Here is a 15,530-nt window from a genome sequence, read left to right as displayed (position 1 = left end):
TGTTTGCAGTGTCTGCAACAACAGGCATCAGGTAATGATCAGGTGCAGTTTCATCCAATAATTTAGATGTGTAATTGCGGTTGTTACCATTGATAAATAACATTGAACGGCCTTTAATCGTGTTAATCACCATATCAGACACTTCCGGACTAACCGCAGGGCAGCCAAAGCTACGGCCTAAACGACCGATCTGGTTTATAGTATTTTGGCAAACATAGTCTGCAGCATGGATCACAATACCACGCGCCTTCGCTGCACTATTAATGCCCGCATCCAAGCCTTCCAAACGTAACGAACGACCGTGCTTTCCGAAGTAAACATCATCAGTAAGGTAAAAACCTAAACTGCTTTGGTGCGATTCGTTATTATTTGAAAAATTGGTAGCCATATCATCGCCACTGCCTTGTCCGTGGGCAACCCAAGTGTTTAACAATAGCGTCTTGCTCATTACATCAATGATCCACATCCGTTTTTCCCGGCTGGATTTGTTAAAATCGACAACAGTAATTACACTGCTGTTACCTGCAAGCCTGTTGGTTAATTTCAGGTTGAAATATCCGGTTACGGCTTTCTGCAACACGGTGACATCCATACCAGTCTGCTGTAAATTTGCGGCTTGGTATAAATCGTTTACGTATTGCGCAAAATATCCATTTGCATTTAATGAAGTATTCTTAACGATTTTGTTTGAATTGATAGCATGTTCGGCTTTCCAACTAATAATAGTTATGGAAAATAACATTAAAACGCCGATAGTCCACCACAAGTGTTTTCTCATAAATTGTTCGGTTTAATCCAGTAAATAATTTAATCAATCAGGTTTGCAAATATTAATTGGTGTTAATTAACTAATGTTTACAACAACAAATATACGTAATATGGTGATTTATATTGTCACATCAATATAATTAAGTAGTCTGACGACACTTGGTTTATTATTAGTTAACCAAATCGTCCCGGGCCATCTGATCGATAGCACGGGACGATTGAAGAAAATTTATGAGGGATTAAATTATTTATTCCAAACGATCTTCTCCTCTATCGGCGTTTTGCGTACGCCAACTGGCTGTGTTTCGGTGTAGCCCAAATAAATTACGCCTAAAACGCTATCATCAGCACCTAAGCCAAAATGTTCCGCGAAAGCAGGTTTAAGTGCCATACCGCCGGTGCTCCAGAAAGCGCCGATGTTAAGCGCGGTAGCACCCAGCAACATATTTTGTACGGCGCATGATGCTGCAATAATTTCTTCAAACTGCGGGATCTTTGGCAGGTCGCCACGTTTTTGGTAAGCAATTACTACGTGTGAGGTGTTGTTACCCTGACTACTTAAATTAGCAAACGTAGTGGCATTAAAAGTTTCTTCGGTAGTGCCGGCTTTGTAAATTTCGGCATGTTGCGCGCAGTATTGCAAAGGCTCTTCAAAAACGATAAAGCGCCATGGCTCGGTATTACCATGATTTGGCGCCCAGTCGGCCAGCTCCAAAATAGAAGCTACATGGCTATTTGGGATCTTATTACCGTTCATGGTTGACGGTTTAATGGTACGGCGGGCCTTGATGTTATTAGCGACTGCAGAAAAAGTATTATCCATAATGATTGATTGTGTTCGTTGAGACTGGCAAAAATAGGGAAATAGATTTTGATAAGGGCCCACGGGTTGAAAAATGGTGCGGAAATTTGGCGCAGCCTCGGCTCGCAAGGGTTGAGGATAGTCGTCCAGAATTGGTTTCAGGATCTCCCGGCACAGTTCAAGACTTAGCGCGTGAGATGCTGAAATAAATTCAGCACGACGGCGGGGTGTGAGGACCATTCAACACCAAGCGGCTACCTTGCGCGTGAGATGCTGAAATAAATTCAGCACGACGGCGGGGTGTGAGCTTCGTCGTCCAGAATTGGTTTCGGGATCTCCCGGCACAGTTCAAGACTTAGCGCGTGAAATGCTGAAATAAATTCAGCACGACGGCTGGTTGAAGGACAATTCACACCATGCGGCTACCTTACGCGTGAGATGCTGAAATAAATTCAGCACGACGGCGGGGTGAAGGATAATTCAACACCATGCGGCTACCTTGTGAGTGAGATGCTGAAATAAATTCAGCACGACGGCAGGTTGCTCGTTTAGTCCGATAAAATTTTTACTTTCACGGATAGCATTTACATCAGCGCAGCGTATGAATAATTGGTTTAAAAATTACAGCGGGATAATTTGGCTGCTCACAGGTATTATCATCGGGAGCATAGTCGGGGTGATACTGGGCGACAAAGCAGAAATATTAAAACCCATCGGCGATATATTTCTCAATCTGCTGTTTGTCGCCGTAATTCCATTGGTGTTCTTCGCCATCTCATCAGCCATTGCCAATTTGCAGGGCACGCAAAAGCTCAGCAGGATAATGGGCATCATGGCTGCTGTTTTCCTGGGTACCATTATCGTAGCTGCCATCCTCACCATAGTAGCCCTGTGGATCTTCCCGCTGGATAACAGCACGGTGAAAGCAGTGGGCGGCACCGTTACCGAGGCTGGCAAAAAACTTACCGGCGATGCCGTAACTCAGCTCTTCACCACCAGCGAATTTTACAACCTCCTCTCCCGCAAAAACATGCTGGCCATGATCATCTTTGCTATTTTGGTGGGCTTCGGCGCACTCCGCTCGGGCGACAAAGGCAAAGCGTTTACTGGCTTTTTAAACTCCGGGAACGAGGTTTTTAAACAGGTGTTTATCATTATCATGAAAGCCGGGCCAGTTGGGCTTGGCGCCTATTTTGCCTACCAGGTGGCTGTCTTCGGCCCTAGTTTATTTGGCACTTATGCGCACACACTGGGTATCGGCTACGGGGTGAGCCTGTTTTTATATGCCGTATTTTATAGTCTTTACGCCTTTATTGCCGGCGGTGTAGGTGGCATCAAACGGTACTGGAAAAACAATATCATTCCCTCGGCTACCGCGGTAGCCACCTGCAGCAGCATTGCCACCATACCGGCTAATTTAGATGCCGCCAAAAAAATGGGCATTAGCGATGTGATTGCCGGGGTTACAATCCCGCTCGGCGGCACGCTGCATAAGGATGGCTCCAGCATTTCGTCCATTTTAAAAATGGCCGTGGTATTTACGATGTTCGGGAAGGGTTTCGATAGTCCGCAGATGATTTTGCTGGCTTTGGGAATGACGGTTTTGGTGAGCATGGTTGAAGGCGGAATCCCCAACGGCGGCTATATTGGCGAGTTGCTGTTTATCTCGGCTTATGGCTTCCCTCCCGAGGCCCTCCCTCCCGCTATCATTATCGGCACGCTGATCGATCCGATCGCTACGCTTTTAAATTCCACGGGCGATACGGTAGCTGCCATGATGATCAACCGGTTTGCGGAAGGCAAGTTGGTGGATGAGGCAGCTTAGGCGTACACGCCTACCTTGTTTCCCGGTCAAGTGTTCACACTTGACCGGGCGAAGATATATTTGGAACAACACGAGGTATACTACAAGATCTTTTTAAAGAACCTTTAAAATAGCAGTAATTCTTCTTAAGCATTCACCTCCAACCTATACCCCTTGCCGCGCACAACAACGATGTTGCTATTCTCATCAACTTCCAATTTTTTCCGCAATTTGGATATGAACATGTCCAGGCTGCGCCCCACAATAACACCTTCATCTTCCCAGATCTCTTTTTGCAGCCTGCTTCTTTCTATCGTTTCATTGGGCGACAATGCCAATATCTTCAATATCCGTGTTTCGGTACCGGTCAGCTCTATAGTCTCTCCGTTTAAAACCAGCTTCCGGTGCTGTACATCAAATAATACCCCACCAAAACTTAACATGCCGGTATCCTGCGCTAGAGGCGATGCTTTTACGGGTTTCGCCGATCGAAAGAAAACAAAGCCAACCAATGCCAAAAACGACAGGCTGCCCAGCAGGTATCCACTGTTTACTTTGTTGATGCCGGTAGCTTTGAACTTAATATCGATGAGATAACAGGCTCTGGGTTGCTTCCTGCCTTTGCAGGGCACAATATCATTTTTTATATTTTTTGATAAAGCATAGCCATAAGCTACATCAGGGTTGCCACATTTCAGCACGTTGACAATGTAATCGCCTGCAAGCGGGTCATTCGCCAACAAACGCCGGGTAGTATTCACCAGGGAATCCGGCATAAAGGTAAGCTGCTTTTCGAAGCTGATCTGGTATTCATTTTCGGCGATCTTCTTTACCGGAAGTACCCTTGAAGTATGGTCGCCCGATTGCCGGAGTACTTCGTCTCCTATCCTCCGCAGCAATACTTCCCTCCTGGCTACAGCAAATTCGTCATTGCCGGTTACGCTGAAAGCTGCACAGCATACAGAAACAGATAAAAGCGCTAGCAATCCAAAGACGTACTTGCCTTTCTTATAAAGGAGATTTCGGCTATCAAACATATTGTCAATTGATTATTTACAAAGTTTACATTTTTATTTACAATCCAAATTCTCTGCTCCGAAAAGTATCAAAGTAATTTCGTTGGATCAATTAGATAAGCTATGAAAAATAAAAAAAATGTTTTGTACAGCCTGATCATCATGCTGACAGCAGTAGTTAATTTGCCGGCACAGGCCCAACAAAAAAGTGGCACCCAGGAAGCCCCCGCAATCAAAGACCTAACCATTGCTCACGGGCCAAACGGCATCGTGCGCACCGTTAAGCAAGATAGGAAGGGCAATATCTGGATTACTTCATGGGAAGGTGTTTTTAAATACGATGGAAAATCGTTTACCAATATCACCCGTAACGTAAGTTCGGCCCGCTTCTTTACTGTTTTGGAAGATAGCAAGGGCAATTTTTGGTTTGGCTCCATTGGGTCGGGCGTTTTTTATTACGATGGAAAATCGTTTCAAAATTTCACGACAAAACAGGGGCTCGCCGGTGATGGGGTTACTAATATTTATGAAGATAAAACCGGTAATATTTGGTTCGGCACCGCAAGCGGTGCAAGCCGTTACGATGGGAAATCGTTTCAAAATTTTAAAATGACGATAGCCAAATCCCCAGCCATGGCAGATTCTGTCCACGGATCGGCTTACTTACAAACGCTACCGGAAAGCAGCTGGATGCACAATGATGTTAATGCGATCATTGATGACAAAACCGGAAAACTCTGGTTTGGGACAAGGGGCTATGCCCGTGTTTACGATGGAACGACATTTAAATTAATAACCGATAAAAACGGAAAACCTTTTGCCAACATCCGTTCGATAATTAAAGATAAAAAAGGCAACATCTGGCTCGGTGGCGCTGATGGCCTTTGGCGCTATGACGGCAGCACCTTTACCAATTTTAGCCAGAAGTTTGTTGGCTATGTATACGAAGATAAAAAGGGCAATATTTGGACCAGTTCAGAAAGTTCCAACGACTTAAACAAGCTACCATTTGGTAACCGGGCTAATGCGCCGACGTGGGCAATTTCCCGTTATGATGAAAGATCGTTGACTAGTAAAAAGCCAATTGTAACCGAAATAGCAAATAAATCAATGACCTTTGGGATTTTAGAAGACGATAAAGGCAATATTTGGTTTGGCGCCATGGATGGCGTGTACCGCTATGATGGAAAAACCGTCACGGGCTTCAGGTAAAGAAGAAAAAATAACCGGTATTGGTATTTTGGTGTCTGCGCAGGGCCTCTCGTAATAGGACCCTGCGTTCTTTAATCCGCCCCTCCAAATGTCCATAATTCGACGGGTAATTTACTCTGTGTTTTTGCTAACGGGGTGGGAATGTTTGGTATTTAGCTATACCAATTTTAAGATTGCCCAGCGGTTCAAATAAATAATAATACTACTAACAATAAGTCATTCTTAGTCAAGTATTTAACGATGCGCAAGCGTACATATTTGTCTTGTGGTTCAATTAAGTGAGTACACCTGAACAGGCGGAGGTATAAATGTCCCCTCCCCTTCGGATTCGCCCCGGTTAGACGGATAATTTGTTTAGTAGGCTCTCATCATATCTATCGAACCTTAGTATTAAGTAACATTGTTCTCTTTTTTCCTTCGCATCCAAAAGAGCAGCACACAAAAAATCAATCCTGTAAATGCCAGAATTACGCCAACGTATTCAGGTGATGTGTAGCCCATTCCAGCCGCAATCGGAATACCGCCTAAAAATGCGCCTAACGCGTTGCCCATATTGGAGGTAGCCTGTAAAACTGCTGAAGCCAGCATTTTGGCTTCCTGTGCTTCCTGCATGATTAGCATCTGCATCGGAGCTATCACCGAAAAACCGATTGCACCGGTAACGAAGATCATCACGATCGCAGCAGGTTTAAACGGTGCCAATAATGCCGTTGCCAACAACGCCAGGATCATGAAGGAAAGCAGTACGCCGGTGGTGACCAAAGGTGAAAAGCGATCTGCCAAACGCCCACCTGCAAAGTTGCCAAAAGCCATACCCAAACCAGCGATTACCATGATCAGCGTAATGCTATTGGCACTAAATCCGGCAACATCCGTCATCATAGGCGCAATGTAACTAATCCAGGCAAACATACCCCCGGTACCTATAGCGGAAATACCTATAATGATCCATAATCCGGGTTTAGCAAATATACCCAAGCTTTTTTTGAAATCGCTTTCCTGGCCTGCGGCTAATTCGGGCAACCAAAGCTTTAAGGCGCCAGCCGCTACCAGCGCTATAACCGCAATTAAAATGAAGGAAATCCGCCAATTTAAGTGATGCCCGATATACGTCCCTAACGGGACACCGATGATATTAGCTACGGTTAATCCGGCAAACATAACAGCGATAGACTTGGCCTCGCGGCCAGGCTCTGCAAGCCTGGTGGCAACTACCGCTCCAATGCCAAAATAAGCCCCGTGCGGCAAGCCCGCCAGGAAGCGGGTAAACAGCAGCAATGGAACGTTTGGCGCAAGGGCGAACAATGCATTAAACACACATACCATCAGCATGAGTATGATTAGAATTTTCTTTGGAGCCATGTGGCTGGTCAGTCCAACCAATGATGGTGCACCAATTACAACGCCAAGTGCATAAATGGAGATCAGATGACCTGCTGATGGAATAGAAATTTTCAATGAGCTGGATAGATCTGGTAACACGCCCATCATCAAAAACTCTGTCATGCCGATGCAAAAACCACCGATGAGTAGCGAAATCAGGCTCAACTTAAGGCCGGAACCGGGGATGTTACTAATCATTTATTATCCGCTCCATTATCCAACATAGTTTTTAAATGATCATAACTTGTGCCGTAGTAATCTGCTAATGCAGGTGAAAACTTACCTTCATAGTCATACAAGTAAGTTTCAATTCCCAAATCTTTGGCTGCTGCTATTTCAGATTCAGGATTATCACCGATCACCAAAATGTCAAACGGTTGGTATTGATACTTATCCATGATCAATTTGAAGGCATCTTTTTTAGTAAGATCCGAGTTTTACGGATCAGCGATGATCACTTCTTTAAAGTCACTTTTAATACCGAGTTGTTTGATCTTACTTTTTTGAAGTTTGGTATAACCTGCCGTCACCAAAAACTTCACTGCGGTGTTGTCAGTTGCCTTTAGATAATCGTCAAAAGTGGTCATTGAGCCGTTATACTCCATCTCCAGGCATATTTTCATTCCTTCATCTGTAAGCTGTTTATCCAGCTCATAACGAGCTGCGACATTTTGGAAAGGTGTAGTTAAAAGGTCTTCTTTAATACGTTGAAAAATTTCCTCAGGTAAGTGCTTTTTTAACAGAGCGTACAAATCTTTGTACATTTCATCTGCAACAGACCGGGTTGGGTAAATTGTATCGTCAAGATCAAATATTAAAGCTTTTTTTATCATAAAGGTTATTTCTTGTTTGTTAAACATGCGGGGAAAAGCTGGATTATGAAAGCAGCTGTCTAAAAATATGGTGTGTTATTTTGCTGCCCCCCTTATCTGCAGGTGCTCATCAATTGTAGGTTAATTAAAATTTATACATGCAGTGTAAGTGAACAGTAAGTATGTTCAGATTGCTAGTGTGATATAGGGTGCTGAAACATAGATAGTACAACTTTCTAGAGTTGACTTTGTTTTCGATATTGAAAATAAATAAATTAAAAGTTAATATATGAAAATTGGCGGAGGTTACCCTTTGACATCTGCGCAGGGTTTCTCGTAAAAGGATTGATGTCCGCGCAGGGTATCTCGTAAGAGGACCCTGCGTTTTTCTACGTACGTGTAAGTAATGCCCGCGCAGTTCTGTTGAGATTCACACAAAGGCAATAAGTATCCCGCGGGGTCCTTTTTCAAAGAGAACCTGCAGGGACGGAAATGGCAACATTTAGTAATGACCTTTTAAAGATAATATATCTAGTATTATAATTTGATTGTTCCCGGTTATCTGGTAAACTAAACAGTGCTCCCTGTTAATGCGGCGGGACCAGGATCCGGATAAATTATGTTTAAGCGGTTCGGATTATCCGATCCCCTCAAACGGACTATTTTTATAGCTTCTATAAGAACCGCAATTTTATTTTGGACAGGCTATTACCAGATTTTTTCTAGTAATTTAAATCCTCAAACACACGAGGACTAAAAACTACTTCCATAAATCTTTAACGTCGATCTTTACACCCTTACCATTTTTGATATCCTCTCTCCCCTGGAGAATTTTTTCTACGAACTCCGGATCATATGATTTTCCTGAGATGTATATTCTATTTTTAAAGCTTTTATAAATGCTTTAAGCGCAGCTAATTGCTCCTGGGTTTTAGGTTGTACAATTAATGTTTCCATAATCAAAAATACACAAAAGATTACTATGTTAACGTCTAAAACATCACCGGATATTCGACATGGGTTGCTATAATAACCAAGCAGTAATTAGCTTCGTTTTCTATCTAAAATATTTCCCACAATCAACAATATTAAACCAATTGCAATGCCTTGGGCTATCCTTATCAATTCTCCGGAAGTAGGAAAATTCAAATCTTTATCAATTGAATATTCACGTTTCATCTGTGTTACATGAATGACAAACAGTTGGAACAGCCAACCAATATTCATCAATAGGGATACTAAAAAAACCATATAAACATTATTGCCTGTCCTTTTCACAAGCAAAATGTATGGCAACAACAACTCTGATACCATCAATAACCAATATATGGTTGCATATGCACCGATTGAGCTTGTGGGAGTAACATAACTAACATAATCTGGGCCCAGGTAACCACAAACTAATTCAATAATTAAAAAAAGCAGTCTCAAAAAAGCAGAAGAGATTAGCAGCCATTTAAGGATTACAAGAGCCGTTTTAGTATGTATCCAACGATCGAAGAAAAGTTTAGTGATCATAATAACCAGCAAGCTTATAAAAGAGCATTGTATGATTTCGACATCGAACTGATGAAGTATTTGCCGGAATAATTCAAAAGAGAAGGTCATAAGGCTAGTATTTAAATTAAGGCCAAAACCAACCGCAGCCTTCAAATTTGACGTCCGCGCAGGGCCTCTCGTAAGAGGACCCTGCGTTTTTCTACGTATGTGCTAGGTAATGACAGCGAAGGCCTGTTGAGATTCACACAAAGACAATAAATGGCCCGCCGGGTCCTTTTTTAAAGAGACCCTGCGGGGACGGAAATGCTATCTATAAACCTTGTTTTCCGAATTTAAAACAACGCCGGATATTTCCCGGGATTAGCCTCGTTCATCATGTTGTAGACTGTTTCGATCACATCATCCAAAGATGGTTTGCTAAAATAATCACCATCGGACCCGTATGGCGGCCGGTGTTCGGCGGCGCAAAGGGTTTTCGGTTGTGCATCCAACAAATAATAACCTTTTTGCTGTTCAAGTACTTTTTGCAAAATAAAAGCAGACCCACCGCCCTGAATATCCTCATCGATCACCAGTAATTTACTGGTTTTGCTCAAAGATGCTGCGCACAGATTATCGGTATCAAAAGGGTAAAGTGTTTGCGGGTCAATCACCTCTATGCTGATGCCCATTTTTTCCAATTCTTCGGCAGCTTCCATCACAATCCTCAGGGTGGACCCGTAGCTTACAACAGTAACATCCTTTCCTTCTTTAAGCAACTCGGCTTTACCCAAAGGCACGGTAAAGTCACCTACATTGGCAGGCAATTTTTCCTTCAACCGGTAGCCGTTCAAGCATTCGATAACTAAAGCAGGCTCGTCGCCACGCAGCAAGGTGTTGTACATACCGGCAGCTTGGGTCATATCACGTGGTACACAAATGTGCATGCCGCGCATGGAGTTCAAGATTAAACCCAGCGGTGAACCGGAGTGCCAGATACCTTCCAAACGGTGCCCGCGCGACCGCACGATCAGCGGCGCTTTTTGTCCGCCTTTAGTACGGTAGCTTAAGCTAGCCAGGTCATCACTTAAAACGGTGATGGCATAAATGAGGTAATCAAGGTATTGGATCTCTGCAATGGGCCTTAAACCACGCATAGCCAAGCCTACGCCCTGCCCTATGATGGTGGCTTCACGAATCCCCGTATCGGTGATCCTCAGATCGGAATACTTGCTCTGTAACCCGGCAAAACCCTGGTTTACGTCGCCTATGGCGCCAACATCTTCACCAAACGCAACGATGCTTTTATCACGTTCAAAATTGGCATCAAAACAAGCGTTCAATACCTCCCGGCCATCCAGTAAGCGTGCATCATCTGCATACTCAGGCGCAATTACCGGCACCAGTAAAGGAGATGATGGTGTATTGGTAAACAATTTAGTATTGAAACGCTCTTTATTTTTAGCCTTTTCTTCCTGAAGGTATTCTAAAAGGGAAGCGCGTTCAGCAGTATTTTCGCCAATGGTGATCCGGAGTGCCTTGCGCACTGCCGAGATAGCATCCCGCCTTGCAGGATCAACGCATTGCTGCAATTCGGTTGAGATGGTGCTTAGTTCACTAAATTGTTCGGAATGTTCGGCTATGTTTTCAATCAGTTCAACAACATCGTCAATCTCCGCTTTTATCTCATCCTGCAGTTCGGCCCATGCTTCTTTCTGGCAATCTCTCACGTGCTTTTTGGCGACAGCCTCCAATTCATCCGCCTCCTCGCTGGTGACAATGGCCGATGCAACCATCCAGTTGCGCATCTGCAGCAGGCAATCATGCTCGTCTTCCCAGGTAAGCCTGTCTTTAGATTTATAACGCTCATGCGAGCCGGAGGTAGAGTGCCCCTGCGGCTGGGTCATTTCAATTACGTGGATCATTACCGGCACATGTTCTTCCCGGCAAATATTGATGGCACGTTCGTAAGTTTCGCAAAGGGCCACATAATCCCATCCCTTTACTTTAAAAATTTCATAGCCATTGCCTTTGGCATCGCGCTGAAAACCTTTTAATACTTCTGAGATATCTTCTTTGGTGGTTTGGAGCCGGGCGGGTACTGAGATGGCATAAGCATCATCCCAGATAGAGATAGCCATGGGCACCTGCAAAACCCCGGCTGCATTAAAGGTCTCGAAAAACAGACCTTCGGATGTTGAGCCGTTGCCAATGGTGCCAAAGGCTACCTCGTTGCCATTGATGGAAAAATCTTTTAAATAAGCCAGCTCCTTATTCTGGCGGTATAATTTGGATGCATAAGCCAACCCCAGCAAACGTGGCATATGTCCACCAGTTGTTGACAGATCCGAAGAGGTATTTTTTGTTTCGGTTTGATTAACCCAGTTACCATTGGTGTCCACAAAACGTGTTGCATAATGGCAATTCATTTGCCTGCCGCCAGAAGCAGGATCCTTTTCAATATCGGGATGCGCGTATAACTGCGCAAAAAACTCTTTTAGATTGCTCATCCCGGTGGCAAACATAAATGTTTGGTCGCGGTAATAGCCGGCCCGCCAGTCGCCCTTGCGGAAAACTTTGGCCATAGCCAGTTGGGCGACTTCCTTGCCGTCGCCAAAAATGCCAAACTTGGCCTTACCGGTCAATACTTCCCGGCGCCCCAAAATACTTGCCTGCCTGCTCTCGTAACCAACGCGGTAATCGCTGATCACTATCTTTCTGAAATCATCAAAACTGAGTTCGGCAGCCTTTAGTTCATTGCCAGTGTGCATTACAGTTTCGGGCATATAAAATTTTGTTTAGGCGGTAAAATTAAAAAATTCTATTCTGTTTTTGTAATCGGTAGCTATAAAACATATAGTTTATGTAATAGTTTTTTAATTAAGTTAAACCTTTTATATTTGTGATAATCAAACAGGTAACTATGAAAAAAATAATGATGATTTGCGCGGTATTTTTAGGCCTGGCCTTTACTGCCAATACCGCTATGGCTCAGGATGATACCAAGGCTGAATTTAAATTCAACGAAGAAAAGCACGATTTTGGCGATATACCCCAAGGTACACCGGTTACCACCGTGTTTGAGTTTACCAATGTGGGCAAAGAGCCGCTTATCTTGTCGGAAGTGAGGCCAACATGTGGTTGCACCATTGCCGATTATACTAAAACTCCGGTATTATCCGGCGCAAAAGGAATGATTAAGATCACTTACAATGCAGCTGTAGCATCAGCATTTAACAAAACCATTGTGGTGACTTCGAATTCTAAAACACCAACCAAATACCTCAACATTGTAGGTAAGGTTATTGGAAAAGCACCTGCGAGTAGTAAATAATCATGTTTGTTCTTCCGAAAGGGGAATTCGAGATATAAGGCACTTCAAATTGAGGTGCCTTTTTTGTTGGAAAAAGTGTAAATCAGTGCGTTTCATTCTGTTCCATCGGGGTGTTCCACTTTCCATTATTTCCGTAGGGATAAAAATTATAGCTGCCTATTATTTAAGTATTTACATAAATCACCTCAACAACAGGGATGTTCCAATTTGCTCCACCGAACATCCGTAAGAATCTGATTATCAACACGAAACACATTTCGAGTGTTCCACCTTTATAAAGTGGAACAGCGGTGCATTTCTGCAAATATTGAGCCTCTTATTTAAATGTGAATCTATTACCTTAGCCCTAACTAAACTTGTCTGTTATGCGAAAGGCGCTCACTGTTATCACACTCATAAGCAGTAGCCTACTGCTTATGTCCTGGAGTGTTACCGGGCATAAAACGGTGGCACAAATCGCCGAAAACCATCTCAGCGCCCGCGCGAACAGCTGTATAAAGCTACTAGCCGGAAAGCATTCCCTTGGATCGGTAAGCTCCTGGGCCGATGAGGTAAAAAACCAGCCGCAATATAAAAACACTGGCCCGTGGCATTATATCAGCGTGCCGCCCAACCTTGGTTTTGCAGCGTTTGAGCGTGCCGTTAAAAATGACAAAGCCGACAATATTTACAACGCGCTGCTCAAAAACGAAGCCATCCTGACCGCTGCAACCAGCGACCTGCAGGCTCGTAGCACCGCACTAAAATTCATTGTACATCTGGTGGGCGATATTCACCAGCCCATGCACGTTACCCGTATAGGTGCCGACCGCGGTGGCAATAACATCCAGTTACAGTACGATGGCAAGGGGACCAACCTGCACCAGGTTTATGACAGCGGACTGCTCAATCACCAGGCTGTACCCTACCAGGATCTTGCCGCAAAGCTGGACAATGGCACCAGCCCAAAGCCTACCCTGACCGATCCGGTAATGCATTGGTTGTTTGAAAGCTACCAGATCAGCAATAAGGTCTACGCCGAAGTAGGCTCCAAAAAGACACTTACCGATGCTTATTACCAGTCGCATATTGCCGTAGTAAATCAGCGCCTGCAACTGGCTGGTTTACGACTGGCGAACCTGCTAAACGGGCTATTTGCCGCCCCGGTCTATAATCATCAACTCCCCGCCTCTCCGATCCCCGAAGTAAAAACCGCCGGCGAGGTCCGGGCCATCAATATCAACAACGTTGCCGATTATGTTGGCTATAAAGCAGATGTAAGCGGTAAGGTATACGGGTATAAATCTTTCCCGGGTTTGGTACTGGTAGATTTGGGTGCCCCCTATCCGAATCAAAAACTTACCCTCGTATTGAAAGGCAATGCTATAACGTTGGCCAGCCTTATCAACGGTAAACAAATCACCGTAACCGGCATGCTGAAAAAGCGTAAAGGAAAAATGGAAATCGTGATAAACGATAAAGCCAATTTGCGGGTGGCGAAATAAATAATCTAAAAATTCTAAATTACTACTTCCCCTACAGTCCCCTTCATTCTATCAACTCAGGATTTACCCTGAGGACTCGCCTGCCAGCCCAATATGATAAAAAACCTTGTCATTATGGTGTAGTCCGCAGTCGGGAATTAGGCGATCTTGATGAAGTAGCTACGCCGTCAAAAGAAGAGGTCGAAGTTATTTTAAACGATTATTACCATCAGGCTTTACAACTGGAGGGTGCCCATTTTGGATTTAAAGCCTCGTTCGCAGCGCCTGCAGAAATGGCGGCTTCCCCCGGACTAGGCGGCATCCTTAATCAGATCCGGGATTTTGTTTGCGGCATTGTCAATGAAGGCTCTACTACACAAGAGATCATTGATGCTATCCTGGAGGCAATCTCCACTATTATGCCGGGAGGCATTATTATCCGGCTTTTTATTAAACCGGCCATCAAATACATTCTATCCAAAGGCATAGGCGCTTTTTGCCACGTTTGATAATCAGCATCAAACTAAACCATATTGATCTTCTCGGTATTTAAATCCGGAACTATAAAAGCCCTTTCTGCATTTCAGAAAGGGCCTGTGATATTATTGTAAACAGTGCGCTTAAACAATAAGCCCGGTTTGGATATCAACCGTGTAAGTTTTACTATCTATTGTGATCTTTACCTTATGGTTCCCTAGAAAAGTGATGGTGCCTTTATAATCCCATTTACCCTGCGGTACATCACCGGTTGTGTGGAACGTAGCAGAGCCGCTTTTAATGTCGGCATCGTCGGCAGGATCGATGATCAACGCTGTTAATGTGTAATCAAACAGCGTGTTGAACTTGGCTTTACTACCTGTTTTGTATTGCAAATTTGTTTGCATTTTCATGGCGCCGCTAAAAGATAGCTGCGAGTCCGAATTTTGGGGGTTAAGGCTGGTGATGGTTAAATTTTGGCCTATTTTGTAGTTTGCAGCTAACGAAGGTGTGCTCATGGCAACCAGCAAGCTATCATACATAGTTAATCCTGTTGGCTTTCCTGCCGTACAGACGGTACCGATCTTGTAGCGGCCACTTATACTTAGCTTGGTAGTATCAATATCCATGCTATAGGTCATGGTGGTATCCATCAGTGTACCACAGCCGCTAGGGTTAAGCTCATTGATAATTATCTTTTGATGATTCGGCGCAAGTGCATTGATCTTAGGGCTCAAGCCATCACTCATATCGAACCCGCCCAGACCTCCAAATAAGCTTTGTGATAGGTTTAACGCGATTTGACTGGTGACATCTTTAGACGACACGGTACTGGTGGTGCCTTTGCTGCCGTAATCAACCGCATCTTTTTTACAGGAAGTGTAAACAATAGCAATGGTGGCAAATGCCCCTATGAGGCTTAGTAATTTCAGTTTCATTCGTGATAAGATTTAGTATTTTTTAATGGAATAAAAATAAAT

13 protein-coding genes and 1 pseudogene are annotated in these 15,530 nt (G+C 44.0%); 5 read left to right on the top strand and 9 right to left on the bottom strand.

Going from position 1 to position 15,530, the window contains the following annotated elements; translation table 11 throughout:
• Positions 1–37 precede the first annotated feature (37 nt).
• Both A0256_15600 and A0256_15595 read right to left on the bottom strand, forming a co-directional pair.
• Positions 38–778, bottom strand: a pseudogene (locus tag A0256_15600) (hypothetical protein).
• 234 nt (positions 779–1,012) lie between these two features.
• On the bottom strand, positions 1,013–1,525 hold the full coding sequence (locus tag A0256_15595) for a nitroreductase (protein AMR34571.1): 513 nt from the start codon (positions 1,523–1,525) through the stop codon (positions 1,013–1,015).
• A 646-nt stretch (positions 1,526–2,171) separates the two neighbouring features.
• Between A0256_15595 and A0256_15590 the strand changes: the two genes are divergently transcribed.
• Positions 2,172–3,395, top strand: coding sequence for a sodium:proton antiporter (locus A0256_15590; protein ID AMR32745.1), 1,224 nt, complete (start codon positions 2,172–2,174; stop codon positions 3,393–3,395).
• A gap of 125 nt (positions 3,396–3,520) precedes the next feature.
• Here the strand turns inward: A0256_15590 and A0256_15585 are convergent, their stop codons facing one another.
• Positions 3,521–4,411 carry a transcriptional regulator gene (locus A0256_15585; GenBank protein AMR32744.1) on the bottom strand — a complete coding sequence of 297 codons (891 nt, stop codon included), beginning with the start codon at positions 4,409–4,411 and terminating at the stop codon, positions 3,521–3,523.
• Between the two features lie 102 nt (positions 4,412–4,513).
• On the opposite strand from A0256_15585, the gene A0256_15580 reads away from it, so the two are divergent.
• A complete protein-coding gene (locus A0256_15580; GenBank protein ID AMR32743.1) occupies positions 4,514–5,602 on the top strand; it encodes a histidine kinase in 1,089 nt (362 codons plus the stop codon).
• Positions 5,603–5,992: 390 nt separating this feature from the next.
• Here the strand turns inward: A0256_15580 and A0256_15575 are convergent, their stop codons facing one another.
• The 5 genes from A0256_15575 to A0256_15555 form a co-directional block, all read right to left on the bottom strand.
• Positions 5,993–7,183 carry a hypothetical protein gene (locus A0256_15575; protein AMR32742.1) on the bottom strand — a complete coding sequence of 397 codons (1,191 nt, stop codon included), beginning with the start codon at positions 7,181–7,183 and terminating at the stop codon, positions 5,993–5,995.
• Positions 7,180–7,383 carry a hypothetical protein gene (locus tag A0256_15570; GenBank protein AMR32741.1) on the bottom strand — a complete coding sequence of 68 codons (204 nt, stop codon included), beginning with the start codon at positions 7,381–7,383 and terminating at the stop codon, positions 7,180–7,182. The genes A0256_15575 and A0256_15570 overlap by 4 nt, the downstream gene beginning before the upstream one ends.
• A gap of 39 nt (positions 7,384–7,422) precedes the next feature.
• Positions 7,423–7,845: a hypothetical protein gene (locus A0256_15565; GenBank protein AMR32740.1), complete on the bottom strand. Its 423-nt coding sequence runs from the start codon at positions 7,843–7,845 to the stop codon at positions 7,423–7,425.
• A gap of 996 nt (positions 7,846–8,841) precedes the next feature.
• Positions 8,842–9,405 carry a hypothetical protein gene (locus A0256_15560; protein AMR32739.1) on the bottom strand — a complete coding sequence of 188 codons (564 nt, stop codon included), beginning with the start codon at positions 9,403–9,405 and terminating at the stop codon, positions 8,842–8,844.
• Positions 9,406–9,629: 224 nt separating this feature from the next.
• Positions 9,630–12,062, bottom strand: a complete 2,433-nt coding sequence (locus A0256_15555) for a transketolase (GenBank protein AMR32738.1) — start codon at positions 12,060–12,062, stop codon at positions 9,630–9,632.
• 137 nt (positions 12,063–12,199) lie between these two features.
• On the opposite strand from A0256_15555, the gene A0256_15550 reads away from it, so the two are divergent.
• The 3 genes from A0256_15550 (at position 12,200) to A0256_15540 (ending at position 14,582) form a co-directional block, all read left to right on the top strand.
• The gene (locus A0256_15550; protein AMR32737.1) at positions 12,200–12,610 is read left to right on the top strand and encodes a hypothetical protein; all 411 of its coding nucleotides are present in this window, start codon (positions 12,200–12,202) and stop codon (positions 12,608–12,610) included.
• Positions 12,611–12,975: 365 nt separating this feature from the next.
• Positions 12,976–14,094, top strand: coding sequence for a hypothetical protein (locus A0256_15545; protein ID AMR32736.1), 1,119 nt, complete (start codon positions 12,976–12,978; stop codon positions 14,092–14,094).
• Between the two features lie 272 nt (positions 14,095–14,366).
• Positions 14,367–14,582, top strand: coding sequence for a hypothetical protein (locus A0256_15540; GenBank protein AMR32735.1), 216 nt, complete (start codon positions 14,367–14,369; stop codon positions 14,580–14,582).
• A gap of 111 nt (positions 14,583–14,693) precedes the next feature.
• Here A0256_15540 and A0256_15535 read toward each other — a convergent pair whose 3' ends face one another.
• Positions 14,694–15,488 carry a hypothetical protein gene (locus tag A0256_15535; protein ID AMR32734.1) on the bottom strand — a complete coding sequence of 265 codons (795 nt, stop codon included), beginning with the start codon at positions 15,486–15,488 and terminating at the stop codon, positions 14,694–14,696.
• Between the last annotated feature and the right edge of the window lie 42 nt (positions 15,489–15,530).

The organism is Mucilaginibacter sp. PAMC 26640 (genome assembly GCA_001596135.1).
Taxonomy (GTDB): domain Bacteria; phylum Bacteroidota; class Bacteroidia; order Sphingobacteriales; family Sphingobacteriaceae; genus Mucilaginibacter.
Note: the sequence above shows the minus strand (reverse complement) of the source record. Positions and strands in the feature narration are given on the sequence as shown.